This is a genomic window from Alkalicella caledoniensis, from assembly GCF_014467015.1.
In the GTDB taxonomy this organism is placed as follows: domain Bacteria; phylum Bacillota; class Proteinivoracia; order Proteinivoracales; family Proteinivoracaceae; genus Alkalicella; species Alkalicella caledoniensis.
Window position 1 is genome coordinate 889,330 of sequence record NZ_CP058559.1, and the last position, 20,094, is coordinate 909,423.

Consider the following 20,094-nt stretch of genomic DNA (forward strand, 5'->3'; position numbering starts at 1 on the left):
ACACTCAGTATACACTTTTCCAAATGTATTTTCATCATCTAGCCATAGATCCCTTATAAAAAAACTAAGTAGGAAGAGGTACAGCTTTGCCATCTTTTATTGAATAGTGATATTCCATACTTGGTTCATCTGTTAAACAACAGTGATGTTCCATTGATTACAGGATAACAACACATCTTTTATTTCTTAAGCTTCAGATACTATAAACTTTATATTTACATTCTACCACCATCTTTAAGCTTTCTTCATTAAATCTTTATTAATAAACTAAAGGCTCTTAATCTAGGCAGATGATAACATTTCCTTTACAAATAAAGAGCTTCAAAAAATAGCCCACTGAATTCAGTGGGCTATTAAGTCTTACTTTCCAAACTTAACGGTTATGTGTATTTCATGAAGCCTTGAGCCGTCTTTAGCACTTTCTTCGTAAAGTATTACTGTACCTGTGCCATAATAGTTTGATACGTCATCGAGATCTAAAACTATCTCGAACTCTCCCCAACCTGGTGCCCCTTCACTTGCTGTTACAAATCCTTTATCAAATAAATAGTGTCCGTCTTCAAACTCATACTGTATAGTTCCTTCAAAAACCCTAGCTAATCCCTTAACAACCAAATTATTGTTTTCATCAATAATAGGTTCATAGACCCTAAATGATTGGTTTTCTACTGCATACTTATCATTGGACTTAGGAATCTCTACAGGAATGTGTAACTCATGCAATCTTGAACCATCCTTTGCACTTTCTTCATATATAATCACTGTACCTACACCGGAGTAGTTTACTACATTCTCTAGGCCTAAAACTATCTCGAACTCTCCCCAACCTGGTGCCCCTTCACTTGCTGTTACAAATCCTTTATCAAAAAGATAGTGTCCATCTTCAAACTCATACTGTATAGTTGCTTCAAAAACCCTAGCTAATCCCCTTACAATTAAACGACCTTCTACTTCATCTAGCTGAGTTTCATAGATTTTGAATGCATTGTTTTCTAATACAAATTCCTTTTTGGACTGGCCTTGTTCATTACCCTTTGGATCTTGCTCCTTTTGTTTCTCATCTTCCTTGTCATTATCAGCTACATCTAGCTCTTCTTGATCCTTTGAATCATTTTCTCCTCCAATAGGAGTGTTAATCTCATCACTTAAGCCATTTGAACCCTCAGGTTTCGCATTTTCGTTACCACATGCAGATAAAACAGTCAATCCAAGCAACATGATAATAGTTAATGCTAATAATTTTTTCTTCATAATAAATTCCTCCTTAAATTTTTTTAAGTAAATTAGAGCGACCAATAACTTAACTCCTAGCTTACTTTATATATTACACACCTTTTGTATCATAAGGGTTTATGTATTGTAACAATTTTGTTACCTTCCTAGCTAAGAACAAAAGCGCCATTCGGCGCGCAAGTTCAAAAGAGCCTAACACGGATTTTGAAAAGAGATTACACGAATTACACGGATCTGTTAGTTTTGAAAGACCTTCATTGTAGCTTTCTGACAAAGTCATTGACCCCAGTGCAGATTAACTAAAGCAGTACCATTAACTCGAGGAGTTAGATTTAAGTGGTGATGGTTAAGCGTAGGAAGGGGCGAGGACAGGACGTCCGAGAGCTCCACTTGCCATGGACGGCAAATTGGAGCGTTACCCTTCCGAAGCTTAAACAGAACCCTTAAATCTCGACGTAGAGTTTGCACTGCGTAGTTAATCTGCGACATTCAAAAATGACTTTGTCGCTATCAAAAATATCCACATGCCTAGGCAATCTATACTTTCCTATGCAATTAAAAAAGCGCTTTCCGGCGCGCTTAAGTTCAAGACATTTAGTCACCGTAATTGAGCAAAATACAAGCCACCAATTGAAATCAAAGGGTAAACCCTAAGAGGGTTTGTACTGTGTAGTCAATATGCGACATTCTTAAATGACTTTGTCACTTTCAAAATTATCTACATGTCTGCTGGGACGGTTTCATACTGTCAGGGCCCTACAAGAGGGCCCCCTACAACGGAAGAAAAGGGCGATGAAAAGGACAAAAAAAGCGCCATTGGGCGCCTTTCTCTACTCTCCTATTACCACCGGTATTTGAATTTCATGCAATCTAGATCCATCTTTAGCACTTTCTTCGTAAAGTATCACCCTAGCCGTTCCGCTGGGTAGTCCGTCCAGATCAATAACTATCTCAAACTCTCCCCAACCTGGCGCCCCTTCACTTGCTGTTACAAAACCTGTATCAAAAAGAAAGTGCCCATCTTCAAACTCGTACTGTATGGTGGCTTCGAAAACCCTAGCTAATCCCCTTACAACTATTTGGTCTTTTACCTCAGAGTTGAGGGCAGGTTCAAAAATACGAAAAGCCACATTTTGTAGCACGAATTCTCCCTTTGCTTTTTCATCCACCCACAAGTAACTTTCTGGGTCATTGGCTACGAAAGGCTCCCCTATATAAAGACTCCCTTGTATCAGCTCTTCTTTTCTTCCTTCTACAAGAATCTGAGTCCTCTCAAAACCAAACTGTTGCATTATCATAGCCACTTGTTCAGCAAACATCAATTCACCATTTGTTCCCAAGCTGTTATTGTTAATCTCTTTTGAGAAACTCACATGGGCTACCCCATCAACATTCTCTACATACTCAATTATTAAGCTAGAACGGATTAACCCAGTCAACTCTTCATGTTCTGGCCCATCTATCCAAGCCTGAAGGGCTGCCTTTGGCAAATCCTCTTCCCGACGTACAGATACTTCTTTTTTAAGTCTGTAAGTGCCTAATAAATCGTTATCTGGGTAATATAATACAACTTCGTATTTTTCATCCTTCTCACCAGGTACAGGGGACAAATTTTCCTTGGGCTCTTTGTCGCCACCGGTTGCACAAGCAGATAAACCTACGATACTTATTAAAATCAACATACACAGAAGCAAAATATTTTTCTTCATAGATTATCACCCCTTGTATAACATTCTCTTAATCTGTTTTCTTATTATCTATATTACATAACATTTGTATCATATCTGTTTATACATTGTAACATTTTTGTTACTTACATCGTGGGCAACAATAAATGAACACATGTCCCTTGTCCAAGTTTTGTTTCTATTTCAACTTTTCCCTTATGCATATCAATCATCTGTTTTACAATGGTTAGACCTAAGCCACTTCCTTCTTGATTATAAGCTGTTGCATCATTTGCCCTGTAGAAAGGTTCGAAAATATGTGGTAGGTTTTCAGGTGAAATCCCAATTCCTTGATCACAAACACTTATCTTGTTAACATCTTTCTCCCTTTTAACCTTTATTTCTACTTTTTTACCCTTAGATGAGTAGCGTATGGCGTTGGAAACTAAGTTTTCAATACCCCGCAGGAAAAATGTTCTATCCACATAAAGCTTTACCTCATCAACATCAAATTCTATTTTTATATCTTTATTTTGGGCAATATGCTGAAATGACTGAACTATATAGTCTTGTATATCACCAGTAGCTATTTGCTCTTTTTGTAAATGACTATCCCACATTCGATTTATTTGCAGTAACTGATCAACCATATTCTTCATCTTTTCCACTTGAAATGATAAATCTTGGACAAACTCATTAAAAGTATCTTTATCGTCACCAACATAAGGCAAATTACCAATGATTAGCTGCATTGTTGCCAAAGGTGTTTTAAGTTCATGGGAAGATGTACTCAAAAATCTCCTTTGTCTATCATCATATAAGTTTAATTGTTCTACCATATTTTCAGTTGTATCAATTAGATCCTTAATTTCATCTTTCCTCTTATACCTCATGGAAAAGGTTCGTTTCTCTGGGGTTATTTTTTTTAAATGGGTAATCATCTGTCTAATTGGTTTTGAAAACCATGAAGCAACAAGATAGGAAATAAAAAAGAATGCTAATATAGCAGTGATTAAAACTTTAACCATCCAGTCACGAAATATCTTTATATCAGTATAGAGTTGTTCTGATTCTTGAACCATTAGTAGATACCCTTGTCTGCCAAGGTTTTCAAAAGGAAGCATTGTATACTGAATATACGAGTAATCTGCCTCAGAAAAGATAGATCCCATCTCAAAATTCTGAGTTACCATATCCAGATTTAGCTGTGTACCTAAATCTAGCTGTCTAAAACCATCAGCATATACTCTTCTTTCATGATCTAGCATTATCAATCGAGTATTTAACTGTTCACCATACACTTCAAGGTAACCAATACTTCGATTAGGTGTATCAGGATATGTTTCTACCAATCTATCAAGGATTGTGGACCCTTGTGTAATAGCTATCTGTTCATATCCCCCTTGTAGGCTTTGTTCATACATATTTTCTACTACAATATAAACTGCAATGCTTATAATGAGAAATACACTGGTGAATATGATCCATAGTTGGTTTCTAATCTTCATGATTTTTCCCCAAATTTGTATCCCATTCCCCTGACAGCATGAAAATACTTCTTCCCTGTAAGCTCCATTATCTTTTTCCTTAATCTACTAATAGTTACATCCACTGTACGATCACTATATCCCAACAGCCCTCCCCATACTTGTTCATACATAAGCTCACGGGTATACACAGTCTCAGGTTTTTTCATCAGTATCTCTATCAGTTTGTATTCATTGGCAGTAAGTGTAATGGATTGGTCCTCAAATAAGATAAGTAACCTCTCCCTGTCCAGTCTAAGTCCATCATATTGAAGCTGCTGCTCCCCCACTTGATTCGTACTAATTGTTTCATTCCTTCTTAACAGAGCATGAATTCTTGCCAGTAACTCTCTTTGATCAAAAGGCTTGACCACATAGTCATCTGCACCTATCTCCAATCCTATAACTCTATCTAAGATTTCGCTTTTTGCTGTTATCATAATTATGGGCACATTGGATTTCTTGCGTATATCCCTACAAAGATCTAACCCATCCTTTTTAGGTAAAGTCCAATCCAAAAGAACTAGGTCATACTCATTAGTTGTAAAAGCTATCCATCCAGCTTCTCCGTCATGGGCTATATCCACTTTGTATCCTTCCCTTTCCAAGAAGAAAGCAATATTTTTAGCCATTATCTGTTCATCCTCAACAAGCAAAAAACGTTTCATCCTCATTCCCCTTTCAATATCTATTTTTACTTGTGAAATTATCAAAAACATATATTTCTTTCTATATAATCTTCTTACATTTACACTCTAACCAAATATAATCAAATGTTTCATAGGAAAGCTTCTCAATACTATAATACCATATTATATATTTCTATATAACACATATGCTCCCCTTCTTTTTGTAGCCTTATTAATGATACAAACATATTCCTTGGAGCAAACACTAAAAAAGTAGCCCTCACTTGATATGATACCTCCAAAGTAGACAGTCTAATTAATTAAAATTAGATTATCTACTTGGAGGTATTTTTAATGGGAAGAAAACCAAAGTATAGTAAAGAAGTAAAAATCAAAGCTTGCAAGGATTATGAGAAAGGTCATAGTAGTTTTGTAGGAATTGCAGATGAAATTGGAACTACAAAGGAAGCTGTGCGTCAGTGGTATATCAGATATAAAGAACATGGATCTAGTGTATTTGATACATCAAGTAGAAACCAATCATATAGCAAGGAGTTTAAGTTGTCAGTAGTAGATGAATATTCATCAGGGAAATATTCAATGCCAGACTTAGTAGCTAAGTATAATATTACTTATTCTGTATTAAGAGGATGGATTACTAAATGGTATAATGGTATAGAAATAGAGGATTACGATCCTAAGGGGGATGTCTATACTATGAAATCTAGAAAAACTACATTTGAAGAGAGATTAGAGATAGCAAAATGGGTTATCAAAAATAATATGAGCTACAAAGTTGCGGCTGACAAGTATTCAATTACTTATGCGCTCGTATATAAATGGACAAGAGCATATATAGACAAGGGACCAGAAGCACTAAAGTATCAAAAGCGTGGACCAAAGCTCAAATCTGAAATTGATGAAAATAATTTAACTGATGTTGAAAAATTAAAACTTGAACTTGAAAAAGAAAAGGCATTGAGAAAAAGAAGAGAATTTGAACTCGAAGTTCTTAAAAAAAAAGAGGAATTCGAAAGGCAACTTCGCTCTCGAAAGTAAGACATGAAGCAGAATACAAAACAGTAGTTTTTTTTAAAGATCAAGGTTATGCAGTGACCAAAATATGCGAATTTCTAAATATCTCAAGAAGTGCATACTACAAACATAAAAAACGTGTGAAACCTGAAAAAGAAAAACAAGATGAATTATTATGTTCACTAATTAATGAATATCATATAACTTTTGATGGGATTTTAGGCTATAGAAGAATGGCTATGTTCATTAACAAACTAAATCATAAGTCATTCTCAGAAGGGTATATACATAGACTTATGAATCTTTTAGGTATTACAGCCAGGATTAGAAGAAAGAAAGTTAATCGTAAGAGAACAAAACCAGAATATACGAAAGAAAATATTTTATCAAGAGACTTTACTACTGAGGCTCCTAATGAGAAATGGCTTACAGATGTAACTGAATTCTCAATTCCTGGAGATAGTAGAAAGCTTTATTTAAGCCCAATTATGGATCTTTATGATAATAGTATTATTGAATATAAACTTTCCTTCAAAAATAATAATCATCTTGTATTTGACATGTTTGATAAAGCAATAGAAAAGTATCCTGATGCAAAGCCGATATTTCACAGCGATAGAGGCTTTCAATACACAGGTAATATCTTTAGAGATAAAATCCAGGAAGCTGGTATGACTCAAAGCATGTCGAGGGTTGGCAAGTGTATAGATAACGGGCCTATGGAAGGTTTTTTTGGAGTTTTGAAAGCTGAAATGTTTTACGGAAAAAAGTTTAAGTCACTTGAAGAACTTAGGTGGAAAATAGTTGAATATATTAAGTTTTACAACGAAAAAAGATTTCAAAAAAGACTAAGATGCATGGCTCCTTTAGAATATAGAAACCATGCATCAAAATGTGCATAAATTTTAATTTAGGGAGTATAAATAATTTAGTGTAATTGGATTTCTTACTTTACTGCATCTACTAGTAGAAAATCTAAACATACATCAGAAATATTTTCCCATTACTGGGATATAATATTCATGGCTCTTACTTACTAAAAGGATAAGGCAATACTGGAGAGTAACCTGAGCGATTAGTAAGGTTCTGCCGAGGATAGAGGATCTGACCCTCTATCTTTTTTTGCCCTTTTTTCTATCCTTGGGAGAACTAAAGCGATAAACTCCTGGGCAAAGCCCAGCACTAAACAGCTAAATTTGAGTCAATTCTATCCTCAAAATATATTGCAAACTGGGAGATACATTGTTTCCAGATCCTAAGTGGTTGAGTCCACTTCTTAGATATTTCCATGGTAGCTAAGTACAATATTTTTTCTAAGGCTTCATCGTTAGGGTAAGATGTTTTAGTTTTAGTAACTTTACGCAGCTGTCTATGGTATGCTTCGATGGTATTTGTAGTATAGATCAATTTACGTATCTCGTTAGGATACTTAAAGTAAACAGTTAACTCATCCCAATTTTTTTCCCATGATTTAATAATTATTGGGTGTTTTTTACCCCACTTTTCTTTGAACTCTTCAAAAGCATATTCTGCTTCATCAAGAGTTAAAGCTTGGTATACTTTTTTCAGGTCTACCATTACCTGTTTCATTTCTTTATACGAAACATACTTCATCGAGTTTCTGATTTGGTGAATAACACATAGCTGTATTTCTGTTTTTGGAAAGGCAGAGTTAATAGCCTCAGAAAAGCCTGAAAGTCCGTCCTTACAAGCAATTAGGATGTCTTCTACACCTCTATTTTTAAGGTCATTAAGTACTCCTAGCCAGAACTTTGAACTTTCGTTACCACCAATCCATATTCCTAAAACTTCCTTGTGACCTGCCATATTTATACCTAGTACACTGTAAGCCGCTTTATTAATTATCCTGTTATCTTCACGAACTTTAAAGTGAATTGCATCAAGGAAAACTATAGGGTAGATCCTATCTAGTGGCCTAGATTGCCATTCAGCAATCATAGGTAGTATCCTGTCTGTAACTTTACTAACCATTGTTGCTGATACCTCGATGCCGTAGATATCTTGCATATGGCTTTCTATGTCACGTGTGGTCATTCCGTTAGCATACATGGATATTATTTTATCTTCGAGCTCATTGCTAGTCCGTTGATATTTCTTGATTACTTGTGGTTCAAAATCCCCATTACGATCCCTTGGGATTTCTATGGTTGATTCTCCGTACTTAGTCTTAATGGTTTTCTTGTTGTAACCATTTCTACTATTCCCTGAATGATCGCCAATGGGTGAGTGTTTATCATAGCCTAAATGCTCATCCATTTCAGCTTCGAAGATTTCCTGCATAGTATCTTTGAATAAACTTTTTAAGTGTTCTTGTACTTCTTCTACACTTCGGCACTCTTTTGCTAATTCTTTGGCTAATAAATTACCCTTTGTAGTCATAATTGGACAACCCCTTTTTTAGTGGTATTATTATCCAATTACACGTAATTTATTACGCTCTCTTAATTTAATTAACTGTCTACTTGACAAAGGTCAGTTCACTTTAGAGCTACTTTTTCGGTTCTATAATTTTTCCTTAAACCATTCTATAATATCATCAGATTCATAAAGGGGCTTTCCATCCACTAAAAGCATGGGGACTTGATCTTTCCCACCTAACCTAACAAGCTCATCTTCATATTTAGGGTCTGCCTTTATGTCCACCAACTCAACAGATAGATTATTCTCCTTAACATACTTCTCTACCTTGTTACAAAAAGGACACCCCTGCATAACATACAGTTTTATATCTTTAATAGTTATCACCTCAATTTTAGTATATCTGATTCTCATCACAAATAACCTTCCTAAATCCTCATCCCTCTGAATGGAAATTCTCCATTAAAATAAAAACTCAGCTATTCGTATTGATATGGTAGATCAGTATAATTAACACAGGTTAATTGCTCACGGGCATTATTAATTAACTTTAATACTTCTTTTTTAGATAACTTACTATCATTTAAAACTATCTCAAGTACTATGGCAAGATTAAACCCAGCAATTAGAAAAGTGTTAGGTCTATGACAAAAGGGAACAAATTTTTGTGTTATACTTCCACCCATCAAATCAGTGAATATTACAAGTTCATCATCGTCATCAATATTTGAAAAAAACTCCCTTATCTCTTTATCAATATCAGTATTTTGAGTATAAGCACTTATATATTTTATGCTGGCACCGTGCCCTATTAAAGTTTCCAAACAGCTTTTTATACCATCTGCAAAAGCCCCGTGTGTGGCTAAAACTATTTTCCTCATAGCTCATTCCTCCTATATTATATTTTTAGATAGTTATATTTAAAGTTTAAACACACAAACGTATTCCGTCTTTGTCTTTAAATTTATATTTCTATTTTTCATATATAATCCCCTTCATTTTTTCAAAAATAAATCCTCTTTTTCTTAATATGCTCCCTTTTTTTCCCCTACACTCTCTTTAAAATCCCAGTAGTATAAACCTTTAAGTTTCTTTAAAAATTTATAATTCTTTCAAACAAACATAAGTAAAACAAGGCATAACCCTTTATCCAAATGGGTCATGCCTTGTTCAGTTTTATAATTACCAACCAAAAACCCCTGTCACAAAATAGTGGACAAAGGAAAGTTTCCGCTATTTTGGAAAAGAAATAATAAGTTTAAACAAATCTCCATCAATTGATATGCTCAAGCTACCCTTTTGTAGCTCAACTAAGTCCTTTGCTATGGCCAAACCGAGCCCTGATCCTTCAGTGTTTCTAGACTTATCTCCCCTATTAAACCTCTCCGTCATTTCCCCCGGGTCAAAGTTCATTTCATAGGATGAAATATTTTTAAAAGTAAAACTTACCATACCATTAGAATCTTCAACATCTACATAGACCCTACTATTATCTAGTGAATATTTTAATATGTTGGATAAAATATTTTCGAACACACGATAAGTTTTTTTCCCATCTAGATTACAGTGGACTTTATCTTCAGGTAGGCTAATCTTAAACTGTAGATTACTTTCGTTGATTTTATCTTCAAACTCTCCCATGGTTTGTCTTAAGAGGGCAACTGCGTCTATTTGTTCAAAGTTAAGTTCAATATTCCCACTACTGGCTCTACTCGCTTCAAATAAATCTTCAATTAATGTTTTTAACCTATTTGATTTCTTATCAATTACATCAATGTATTCTAGACGCAATTCCTCTGATGTTTCCTTTTTCAGTAAGTCTACATATGTGATAATGGATGTCAATGGTGTTTTTAAGTCATGGGAAACATTTGTAATCAAATCTGTCTTCATTTTTTCACTTTTTAGTTCTTCATTCACCGCTACTTGGAAACCTTCTTTTATGTTATTGAGGTTTTTACTAATTGGTTCAAATAACCCAGCCTCTTTTTCATTAAGTGTTATTTCAAAATTGCCCCTAGCTATCTCTTCACTGGCTAAATGAATCTCTTTAAGGTTGTCAAAAAACTTTGTTAGGTAATTAAATAGGTACACAGTATACACTATTGCTAGAATATAACCTATAAAACCAGAGAAACTTATTACCCAGAGAATTACCACATTTATAATTAAAGCTCTTAGTAAGGTTTTGTGATAATCATTTGTTATGTCCAACGCAAAAATATTATTAACAAATCCCCTCAATTTATTGTAGGCTTTTACCATAACTTTTAAAAATAAGCTATTAAGTATAAATCCTTTATAAATCCCTAGTTGACTTACATATTTTAGGTATACTATTCCTAGGTAAGTCTGAAGAACAATTATAAATGTTACTGGAATGCCAATAAGATAAAACGTATAATTCGGTTTATACAGTGCATCCAAGACATCTTGGTGGTTTGAATAGCCAAATAGGAATCCATCGCCATATATAACAGCCAGAAAAAAAAGAACGCCGGCAAAAAACAGAAAAAACAGTAATTTGAATTCTATGAAGATGCTATTGTAAATTCTATGAAGTGATACCTTCCTTTGGTAAGAATACGGTACTGCAATAGCAGCTATTATTAGTAAAGATATGCTAACCAGTGTAATACCCAGCAAAATCTTCCAGTGGTAAGTAAAGATGTTATGCAATTTCATTTCAGTTGTAAAAACATCATTGAAATCCTCAAACCCTGGGTAAATAAGGTAGGTAATTTTATGATGGGAAAGATCACTTTCATCTGAGGATCTCTCTAGGTTAAAATAAAACGTACTAGTGTTGATTTCAGTACTCCCTTGTACATTGGGGTTTCCCACTTCATCAAATGTAACTACTATATGCTGAACACTTTTCCCTTTTTCCCCCTGCAAACTTTGCTGTGTTACATCTGGAATATTGCTAGTGAATGTTCCGTTTTCCATATCTAGTATGTGATATTTAATGCTCTTTACATTGTTAAAATCTGCAAATCTTGTTTCCTCATCCATTAGATAGCGGGTGTATTGTGCTAAATAATTAGCGAATGCATTAGTTCTCATATATGATTTGTAATCATCACCTGTATAGGATTTTTCCTTAATTGGCCCGTAACTTCCCACAGCTATTAAAGTAAACAAAATAAGAACTAATATTGTAAATACCGAAGCATGTTTAATATGTTTATTGTTGGAACTTGTATCCAATCCCCCACACCACCTTTAAATATTTAGGTTCCTTTGGGTTAATCTCAATTTTTTCCCTGATCCGCCTTATATGAACTGTGACAGTATCAGGGTTATAGGCTGGAACCTCCCACACCTTTTCGTAAATTTCTTCAATGGAAAATACCCTGTTAGGATTGCTCATGAGTAGGAATAGGATTTTGTATTCAATGGGAGTTATTTTTACATTCTCCCCATCAACAAAAAGCTCCTTGCTCTCATCCTTTAGTTCTACCCCACCTATCTTAAGTACACTCTCCTTTTGCTGTATACGCTCGGAAAAGGTTGTGTACCTACGCAATGATGAGTTCACCCTAGCCAGTAGTTCCATTGGGTTAAATGGTTTTGTGATATAATCATCAGCCCCCACATTAAGTCCCCAGATTTTGTCTACATCCTCACTCTTAGCTGACAAAAAGATAATCGGCACTGTACTGGTTTCCCTCATTTTCGTAACAGTGGCAATCCCATCTAATTTAGGCATCATAATATCGATGATAACTAGATGAATGTCTTCTTTTGCAAAAACCTCTAAAGCTTCAATGCCATCATAAGCTTTAAAGACACTATGATTTAAACTTTTCAAATAAATTTCAATGGCATTAGTTATTTCTTTTTCATCATCCACAACCAAAATATTATACATGTATAATTCACTCCTATTACTGTTGAGATATCTCTAAAAACATAATAACACAGAGTTCTTAAAATCCTAGTATCATAAGTATTAAAAATTTCTTAAGAAACTATAATTCTTTCCTACAACACAATAAAAATAAGGCATAACCCTTTAGGAAATGGGTCATGCCTTGATTTTGTGTTGTTACATTATTCTAGCTCTACATTGATATTTGCATTTCATACACCTTAAATAATCTCTCCTAAAGGAAAGTGGAACTCCAACATCCAAGTTTCTTAATGTTATTCCTTACGGACATAACAATCCCTGTAAGCACCATAGACCAACCAACTACATGTATCACCAGAATCGTCGATAGATTCGGGAATTTTGTTGACAGCGTAAAAGAATAAAAACCAATTCCTATGAGTAACTGAGTCTGTATTTTTATGTTGGTCCATGTAGCAAATTCCCTATCTTGTAATTTTTCTTTAACTCGTAAATTTATATACTTTCCTTTGTAAGTCAAATACGCTTCAGTTAAGAAAATTAAAGTCGCTATGTTTATCCATTCTAATAAGCCACGAATAAAAGTTAATGTTCTCACCCCTCATTAAAAGCAGTCTACTTGATACATCATCCTTGATTTCTCTTAAATATTTCATCAATGGCCTCAAACTGCTCTTTAGTAATTGTATAACCCCTTTGTTTTTCATAGTCTATTTCGATAAAATAAGTTTCCCTGTCTGGGTCTAAAACTACTTCATAATAATCGGTCTTATAATTGCGAGTTACACTCATACGATAATAAATTTTTGCCTTTCTTGGCACTACATCTGTTCTTTTAGCGCTTCTGATTATATTTGATATCTCTTTCAAATCACTACCTGTGTCTACTTTAATGAATGTAGTACGACCGTCAATTTCCTCTTTTAAGGGGTATGTGGGATCATGAATCACTACTTCTTTTACTGGGTAACCATACATAAAAACAATTGCTACGATAACACAAACACTTAGCAATACAATATATTTACGCATTTAATTAACCTCCACCAAAATTAAAACTATACTTCTGAAACCTTTATTTAGATTTAGATTTATACTTAATAATAACTTCCTCTAAAACTCGTCCTCCTGCTTCCACCACTGAACTACATTTTGCATCTTCTTCACGATACATATCTTTCAGCATCTTACAGTTCAAAGTTTTCAATTCCCTTCTAAAGCTTTCAACAAAGTCTTCAGTAATCTCTTTAATTTCTTGGCTTTCATAGGCCCTCTTATCCACGAAAATTATCCCTAAAAGAGCCACAGAACCACTAACAACTCCACAGAGGTCTTCCACACCTACCCCTCCACCGAACCCTGCCATTACTTTAAATGTATCGGGGTTTAAGTGTAAGTTATAATATTCATTTCCAGCTAAGAGCATGGCCTCAGCGCAGTTATATCCATTTTGATAATTATCCCTGGCTATATCCTTTAACATGTAATCACCCTTTATTATATTTATTTCTAATTACTAAACAGTATACCGAGCATTCCAACTCTTAGGAAACCCTATCTTATTAGAGTAAGAGAATCGTATCAACTGACCATGATGCTGAACCTCGTGTTCTAATAAATCAACTAAAATATCAACATCTAAACTACTAAAATCAACACCTTGGAAAAACTCCCTTAACTTTATTTCACTTTCCTCTAACTTACTAACTATTGATTCCTTATCTGTACAATCCTTTAAACTACAAGAGAATCCAACCCAGTACCCTTTTTCTAGAGCCTTCAAATAGCTCTCCCTGGCGCCAATAATACACCATGCTTGCTCCCCAATTGTATTTGAAGGAGTGTTGTGAATGTTTAACCTGAGGTGGTCAGCAGAAATATAGCTATAAAACTCAAAGGTGAGTTCCATTGCCTTTAGTACCCTGTTAATGATTTTTTCCATCTTAGTTCCTCCTTAATATTAACAACAAATCCTCTCGAAACTTTCAAGAGTAATCGCCGAGGATTTCACTATTTCTTAGCTATCAGGATCTCCTCTCCAAAGTCTTATACATAATAATCTTAAATTTATTTTCTCCATTTCACCTTCAAATTCCTCTAATTGGAGTTAATAAGTCCACCTGATTACCTTTTTCCAACTAGAGTGATTTCATATATTCTTCTAGTTCTTGAAAATCCTTAAACACTGTAACCTCTACTCCATGGTTTTCCAAAAGCCCTTCTATCTTTCTTTGATGCTCATGGACCAGTTGTAAAAGAGTGTCAATATTTTCTGGAGCATATGCTCCTATAATATCTGGAAGCTCATTTGCTGACACTTCTGTTACAGAAAACGCACCTTCAAACTCCATGGTTAGCTCCGTTGTTGCAAAAAGGGCAGTATACTTATCACCTATTTCACAAGAGTGGTAAATTTTGTTATAAAAGTTTATCATCTCTTCATAATATCCAGACACATTGTCTTTAAATGATACTGGCTTACTAATTTTCTCGTGCTCCATTTGAATCAAATCTTCAGTATTTCTTATCAGTTGACCATAAGCCTTGCGAATCATATCAATATCATTGCTTATAAAAACCGTATCGTAAAGTGTGGCAAAATCCTTAGGAACAAGCTCCATATCCATAATTTCTTTTTTAAGTTTACCCCTACCACGTTTGACTGTAGTTCTATTTAGTAGTGCAATGGCGTAGGTCAACGAAAATATAATTCCCATTGCATGTTTTCGGGCATCGGATATATTTCCTGCATTAAGTAATTTAAAATATTTTTTATAAGTAGTATCAACTTGTTCCTTGGCTTTCCCAATAAATTTTTCGACATCACTTACATGCAAAGCCTTAGCCTTTATCTCATTAAATCTATTGAGATCTTCTTCAGAACCATAGTAGAGCATCTTTCCTTCAGTAATAATGGATGTAATTCTTTCATCATGGTTTGCCATACCCTCAAGCCTCTCCCACGATATTGCCCAAAAATCAAACCCAATGCCATCAATTAAAAATACCTTCTGTAGGTTAAAACCCCTCTCAGTTTTTGGTACAAAGTACATATCCAAATCTGACCTACTGTGGGTTTCATTATAAACATATGAACCCATAACCACTACACAGGCTATATCATTTTTATAATCTTTCTTAATTTTATCAATCAATATTTCCGCAGCTTTTAATAATTTCATGAAATATCAACTCCTCATTATTATTAAGTACGGCTACTTTGGTATTTCCTATTAAGTTACTATCGTCCAAACAAAAAATGGCTGCAAGAAGATACCTTCTTACAGCCATTTTATTAATAATTTAATCACGGCATCTATGATAGATATACCGTAAAATATTAATAAAAATATGACAGGAACAGATTAACTTCTACTTACTTAAAGAAGCATACCAAAATAAGCCTCATCATGTGGCTTTACACTTCTTAGAAATATTCACTTAAGTGAATTAGCAAGTAGTAACTATCATCTTCCCGCCCCTTCCATTATTTTCATAGCTAAATTATAAACCACAATCTATCATCCTGACAAGCAATCAAAGACCGATTTAATAATTAATTCATATTATTTTAACTTAATACTTGATTCTATAGCAAACAAAATTCAAGCACTTCTTTTGTGATATGTGGGAAAGCTAAAAGCTCCCTTCAACTGGCTATTAAGACTTAATCATTTTTATTGCCTTATTTATTCCTGCACGGACTTTCTTAACTTCTGTTTCTTTCCAATTTTCCAAAAATCTAATAACACCTATGTTCTTACTTTCAGATATTTTGTCCAAAAGAATCAAAACTACTTGCCTATTGGTTTTTTTCAGTTGCTCCACTAGCATATCGGTATCATCATTTGCATTAACTTTCACTATATTTTCATATAGCTCTTCAGCATAAACAGGTTTGTAAAGTTCCCAGCCCATTTTAGAAAAAACAATCATAGGAAGCCGCCCATTATAATCGATTTCTAAATATCTATTTATTATCATCCAATCCACCAATTGGGTAACTTCTGCAATTGTTTTACTACTATAGAAGCCATAGCTTGGACAATCCTGTAGACGGTGCTCCAATATGTTTTTATCCTTAGACCCCTTAAGTATCTTAGCAAGCATTGCCCTACCACCTGTATAAATTATCTCATCTGCTGCCCTTAGTATAACTTTTATTTCCTTATCCGAAGGTGGATTAACACCCTTAATGTCACTTAACTCATACCGTACTCTTGGTTGTCTCCTACTCATAAAATACTCCTTTCCTATTTTAATAGTCTTAATCGTTAAATTCTATATTGCATATGTAATACCCTTCAAATTATAGAAAAAAGTAGCCCTATCGAAAAAGATAGAGATACTTTTTTCTGTTAAATATCAGTCCTGATCCGCCCTATAGCCCAAACAAACCTACAATATCATCCTCTGCAACTTCCCGCTCACTTTTTTTCCCAACATTTACTAACATGATATCAATCTTGGCTTCCATTGTTTTTTTAACAAGTTCTTGTCCATCTAAATCCCTTAACTCAAAAAATAGCATTGGGTTTTTATCAAGTCTAGCCCCTATACTATATAATACTGCTGCTACGTGTTTACACATATAGGCCCAATCTGGGCAACTACAATCAAAATGAATCTCCCTTGGAGCTGGGAAAATCCCATACTGTTTTTCCTTAAACAGTGCCTCAAGTTCCACAGGGAATTCTCCATGTAGTAATTGTTCTAGGGACTCTATTTTATTGTTACATAACTCTATTATTTTCCCCCACTTCGTAGTTTCTAGCGGGTCTATACTCACATCCACACTATATGGTCTACTTCTACTACCCTGTACCTTTGCATACACCTTTCCCTTTGAAATTTTCAAGTCCAGTACCGTATTGTTACGGACATAGCTTTTACCCCTACCAATTCGGTTACTGTAATCAGCATAGCTTTCTAGATTTGAATTCCATGCTTTCCCCCACCAAGTATTGGCTATGTTTCTCCCTTCAATAATCACTGGTTCTATATCTGGATTGCCTTTTCTTGCTTTATCTAGTGCCTTTTGAGCTTTAGCTTTTTTACTGGCTGCCGATTCATATTTTGGAAAACCCGCCATTACACTCCACCACCTAAAGAGAATATCTCCATTAACTCATCATTACTGTACTCAGTGATCCACTGTTCTCCTGCTTCTTGTAGGATATCTCCCGATAATTTTTGTTTCTCTTCGATCATTGAATTAATCTTTTCCTCAATTGTCCCTTTTGTAACAAATTTATGTACCATAACATCTTTTCTCTGCCCAATACGAAATGCCCTGTCAGTGGCTTGATTTTCAACAGCTGGGTTCCACCATCTATCAAAATGTATTACGTGATTAGCAGCCGTTAAGTTAAGCCCCACACCTCCAGCTTTTAAAGATAGCACCATAAATGGCACATAACTTTCACCATTAAACTTCTCTACCATCTCATTTCTTTTTTTGACTGGAGTACCCCCATGGAGTACAAAACCTTCTTTACCAAAGATACTCTGTAAATATTCCGAGATTGGTTCTGTCATTTCCCTAAATTGAGTGAAAACTAACACCCTTTCTCTTTTTTCCCGAACTGTCTCGCAAATCTCCCTCAAGTTCTCAAATTTACCGCTATGATCTGGCTTATAGTCTTCTCTTCCTAAATACTGGTCAGGGTGATTACAAATTTGCTTAAACTTCATAATACTGGATAAAACTAGGCCCTTACGTTCTATTCCCTCAGCTTCTATTAACTTTTCTTCAATCTCTTTGATTAACTTCTTATAAAGGGTCACTTGCCTTTTCGAAAGTGTAGTATATGAGTTTATTTCCAGTTTTTCTGGAAGATCAGCGATGATACTTTTATCAGTTTTTAATCTCCTCAGAATAAAGGGTTGTATTATTTTTCTTAGCTTAGCATATCCTAGACCGTCAAATGACAGATTTTTAGTGAAATTTGTAAATTCCTTTGCTGTACCTAACAATCCATGGTTTAAAAAGTCAAATAATGACCATAAATCACCTAAATTGTTTTCTATGGGTGTTCCTGTCATTGCAATACGCATTTTAGCTGGGATAGACTTAACTGCCTTTGTCTGCTTTGTGCCAGGATTTTTGATGGCTTGAGCCTCATCTAAGATGAGATAATCCCATTTTTGTTCCTTTATTGATGTCATACGCACTGCCATACCATATGTGGTTATACATAAAAATGCCGATTCACTAATTTCAAGGGATTGAGATGTTTTAGCATCGCTTCTGTGTAAAATTTGATATTTCATTTCAGGGGCAAATTTTTCTATTTCCCTTTGCCAGTTTCCGATCAAAGAAGCAGGTAATATAAGCAGGACTTTTCCTCCGAATTGCACCCTAATATACTCCAGAAAAGCAATTATTTGAACTGTTTTACCTAGACCCATGTCATCTGCTAAACACGCCCCAAGACCAAGCTCTGACATGTAGTTAAGCCACTGATAACCTCGTTCTTGATAAGTACGTAATGTGGCTTCAAAGGAAGGAACAGTACTGACCTCTTCAATTTTGGAGGGATCACGGAATTTCTCTAACATCTCCCTGTACCATTTTCCATGGTTCATGGTAACTTCTATATCATTATCAAAAATATTCATAGACTCTCTAATATTCAATTCCATTCGCATGGCATCACCAAGGGAAAGATTTGCATCATTGACATGATCTCTAACTCTATTGAAAACCTCAAGGACCTCATTCAATCTCTTTTTGTCAATTTCTACCCATTTACCTTTATATTGAATCAGTCCCTCACCCATCACTAGTAAAGCTTCTAGCTCTTTTTTCGTAAGGGTTTCATCTCCAATGTTCAACATGGGAGAAAAATCCATAATGGCATCTAAGCCAACCTTAGATGGTTGTTTATCTCCCACCTTTATGGAAAGATTGATTGAGTTATTTTTCTTCCGCCACCAATTGGGAACCCGACAACGGATTCCTGCCTCTTCGTATATTTCTAGTTCCTTTAATATAGTATGTGCTTCATCCACAGTTATTTTAATTGGAGAAAACAGTTCACCACTCTCCATTAACTGAGAGATAAAGCTACTTTTATGGGCAGCCTTTATCACTGTAGAAATGAGGGCGAGGAGCTTTTTTTCATCACCCTCAAACTCCCTTAAAGCATTTTTCAGGGGTGTATGCATGGCACGTTTGCTTTTAACGGGTTTTGTGGTGTAGGTTGCCATAAAGGCAAAGGGGTATTGATCCTCACCCGTCTCCACCAAGTGGAAAAATACCCTCCCAACTACATTTATATTGGAATTGTATTCTGCAAAGTAACGGGCAACTGTGCCCTCAAAATCTTTTATTTCAGCTCTGTAAACAGCTAATAACTCCCCTATTAAATGGTCCAACCATCCATTGTCCACATATTCCATACCAATGGCAAAAGGTACTTTTTCTCGTAAGTTATAAAACTCATCATCAGAGAGTGACAGTTCCACATTTTCCCTAACTAGTTCAATATCAGGCTGTTGAGTGAGTTTCTCAATGACTAAGTAAGCCACCTGATAAAGGTACTCTAGGGCTGGGGAAAACCAATTATATCTCTCCTTAAAAGCAAGGTGGAACAGAGCCTTGTATTTGTCTTCTTTAAATCTTTCTTCCCATCTTAGTAATATTTCTTCACTTTCTGGGTTTATTTCCTCTATAACAAAGCCCTGGGGTAGAAAATAAGCTCTTAGTTCTTGTGATACCTTTAATTTTTTTTGCGGCATTTTAGATAACCCTCTCTATATAAAAT

General features: G+C 34.9%; 18 protein-coding genes. 2 read left to right on the forward strand and 16 right to left on the reverse strand.

From position 1 onward, the window contains the following. Positions 1-360: 360 nt before the first annotated feature. The 4 genes from HYG86_RS04395 to HYG86_RS04410 all read right to left on the reverse strand — a co-directional run bounded on the left by HYG86_RS04395 (position 361) and on the right by HYG86_RS04410 (position 5,094). The gene (locus HYG86_RS04395; protein ID WP_213167730.1) at positions 361-1,251 is read right to left on the reverse strand and encodes a Gmad2 immunoglobulin-like domain-containing protein; all 891 of its coding nucleotides are present in this window, start codon (positions 1,249-1,251) and stop codon (positions 361-363) included. An 812-nt stretch (positions 1,252-2,063) separates the two neighbouring features. Then, positions 2,064-2,942 (reverse strand): Gmad2 immunoglobulin-like domain-containing protein, encoded by an 879-nt coding sequence (locus HYG86_RS04400; protein WP_213167731.1) that lies wholly within the window; start codon positions 2,940-2,942, stop codon positions 2,064-2,066. 104 nt (positions 2,943-3,046) lie between these two features. Continuing rightward, positions 3,047-4,408: a sensor histidine kinase gene (locus HYG86_RS04405; protein WP_213167732.1), complete on the reverse strand. Its 1,362-nt coding sequence runs from the start codon at positions 4,406-4,408 to the stop codon at positions 3,047-3,049. Next, positions 4,405-5,094, reverse strand: a complete 690-nt coding sequence (locus HYG86_RS04410) for a response regulator transcription factor (protein ID WP_213167733.1) — start codon at positions 5,092-5,094, stop codon at positions 4,405-4,407. Before HYG86_RS04410 ends, HYG86_RS04405 begins: the two co-directional genes overlap by 4 nt. A gap of 315 nt (positions 5,095-5,409) precedes the next feature. Between HYG86_RS04410 and HYG86_RS04415 the strand changes: the two genes are divergently transcribed. Both HYG86_RS04415 and HYG86_RS04420 read left to right on the forward strand, forming a co-directional pair. Next, positions 5,410-6,114: a helix-turn-helix domain-containing protein gene (locus HYG86_RS04415; RefSeq protein ID WP_213165804.1), complete on the forward strand. Its 705-nt coding sequence runs from the start codon at positions 5,410-5,412 to the stop codon at positions 6,112-6,114. Continuing rightward, positions 6,084-6,992, forward strand: a complete 909-nt coding sequence (locus tag HYG86_RS04420; RefSeq protein ID WP_213169109.1) for an IS3 family transposase — start codon at positions 6,084-6,086, stop codon at positions 6,990-6,992. Before HYG86_RS04415 ends, HYG86_RS04420 begins: the two co-directional genes overlap by 31 nt. 280 nt (positions 6,993-7,272) lie before the next feature. Here HYG86_RS04420 and HYG86_RS04425 read toward each other — a convergent pair whose 3' ends face one another. From HYG86_RS04425 to HYG86_RS04480, 12 genes are all read right to left on the reverse strand, one after another. Then, positions 7,273-8,490 (reverse strand): IS256 family transposase, encoded by a 1,218-nt coding sequence (locus tag HYG86_RS04425; protein ID WP_213166306.1) that lies wholly within the window; start codon positions 8,488-8,490, stop codon positions 7,273-7,275. Between the two features lie 123 nt (positions 8,491-8,613). Then, on the reverse strand, positions 8,614-8,883 hold the full coding sequence (locus HYG86_RS04430) for a glutaredoxin family protein (RefSeq protein ID WP_246451950.1): 270 nt from the start codon (positions 8,881-8,883) through the stop codon (positions 8,614-8,616). A 65-nt stretch (positions 8,884-8,948) separates the two neighbouring features. Further along, on the reverse strand, positions 8,949-9,350 hold the full coding sequence (locus tag HYG86_RS04435; RefSeq protein WP_213167734.1) for a PTS sugar transporter subunit IIA: 402 nt from the start codon (positions 9,348-9,350) through the stop codon (positions 8,949-8,951). A gap of 352 nt (positions 9,351-9,702) precedes the next feature. Next, positions 9,703-11,679, reverse strand: coding sequence for a sensor histidine kinase (locus tag HYG86_RS04440; protein ID WP_213167735.1), 1,977 nt, complete (start codon positions 11,677-11,679; stop codon positions 9,703-9,705). Continuing rightward, positions 11,657-12,343, reverse strand: a complete 687-nt coding sequence (locus tag HYG86_RS04445; protein WP_213167736.1) for a response regulator transcription factor — start codon at positions 12,341-12,343, stop codon at positions 11,657-11,659. The genes HYG86_RS04440 and HYG86_RS04445 overlap by 23 nt, the downstream gene beginning before the upstream one ends. 609 nt (positions 12,344-12,952) lie before the next feature. Then, positions 12,953-13,357 carry a hypothetical protein gene (locus tag HYG86_RS04450; protein ID WP_213167737.1) on the reverse strand — a complete coding sequence of 135 codons (405 nt, stop codon included), beginning with the start codon at positions 13,355-13,357 and terminating at the stop codon, positions 12,953-12,955. 43 nt (positions 13,358-13,400) lie between these two features. Continuing rightward, the gene (locus tag HYG86_RS04455; protein WP_213167738.1) at positions 13,401-13,808 is read right to left on the reverse strand and encodes a C-GCAxxG-C-C family (seleno)protein; all 408 of its coding nucleotides are present in this window, start codon (positions 13,806-13,808) and stop codon (positions 13,401-13,403) included. A 33-nt stretch (positions 13,809-13,841) separates the two neighbouring features. Continuing rightward, positions 13,842-14,267, reverse strand: a complete 426-nt coding sequence (locus HYG86_RS04460) for a hypothetical protein (RefSeq protein ID WP_213167739.1) — start codon at positions 14,265-14,267, stop codon at positions 13,842-13,844. A gap of 196 nt (positions 14,268-14,463) precedes the next feature. Next, positions 14,464-15,507 (reverse strand): hypothetical protein, encoded by a 1,044-nt coding sequence (locus HYG86_RS04465; protein WP_213167740.1) that lies wholly within the window; start codon positions 15,505-15,507, stop codon positions 14,464-14,466. A 478-nt stretch (positions 15,508-15,985) separates the two neighbouring features. Further along, positions 15,986-16,564, reverse strand: a complete 579-nt coding sequence (locus HYG86_RS04470; protein ID WP_213167741.1) for an RQC-minor-1 family DNA-binding protein — start codon at positions 16,562-16,564, stop codon at positions 15,986-15,988. A gap of 142 nt (positions 16,565-16,706) precedes the next feature. Next, positions 16,707-17,417 (reverse strand): SWIM zinc finger family protein, encoded by a 711-nt coding sequence (locus HYG86_RS04475; protein WP_213167742.1) that lies wholly within the window; start codon positions 17,415-17,417, stop codon positions 16,707-16,709. Then, positions 17,417-20,068, reverse strand: a complete 2,652-nt coding sequence (locus HYG86_RS04480; protein ID WP_213167743.1) for a DEAD/DEAH box helicase — start codon at positions 20,066-20,068, stop codon at positions 17,417-17,419. The genes HYG86_RS04475 and HYG86_RS04480 overlap by 1 nt, the downstream gene beginning before the upstream one ends. Positions 20,069-20,094 lie beyond the last annotated feature (26 nt).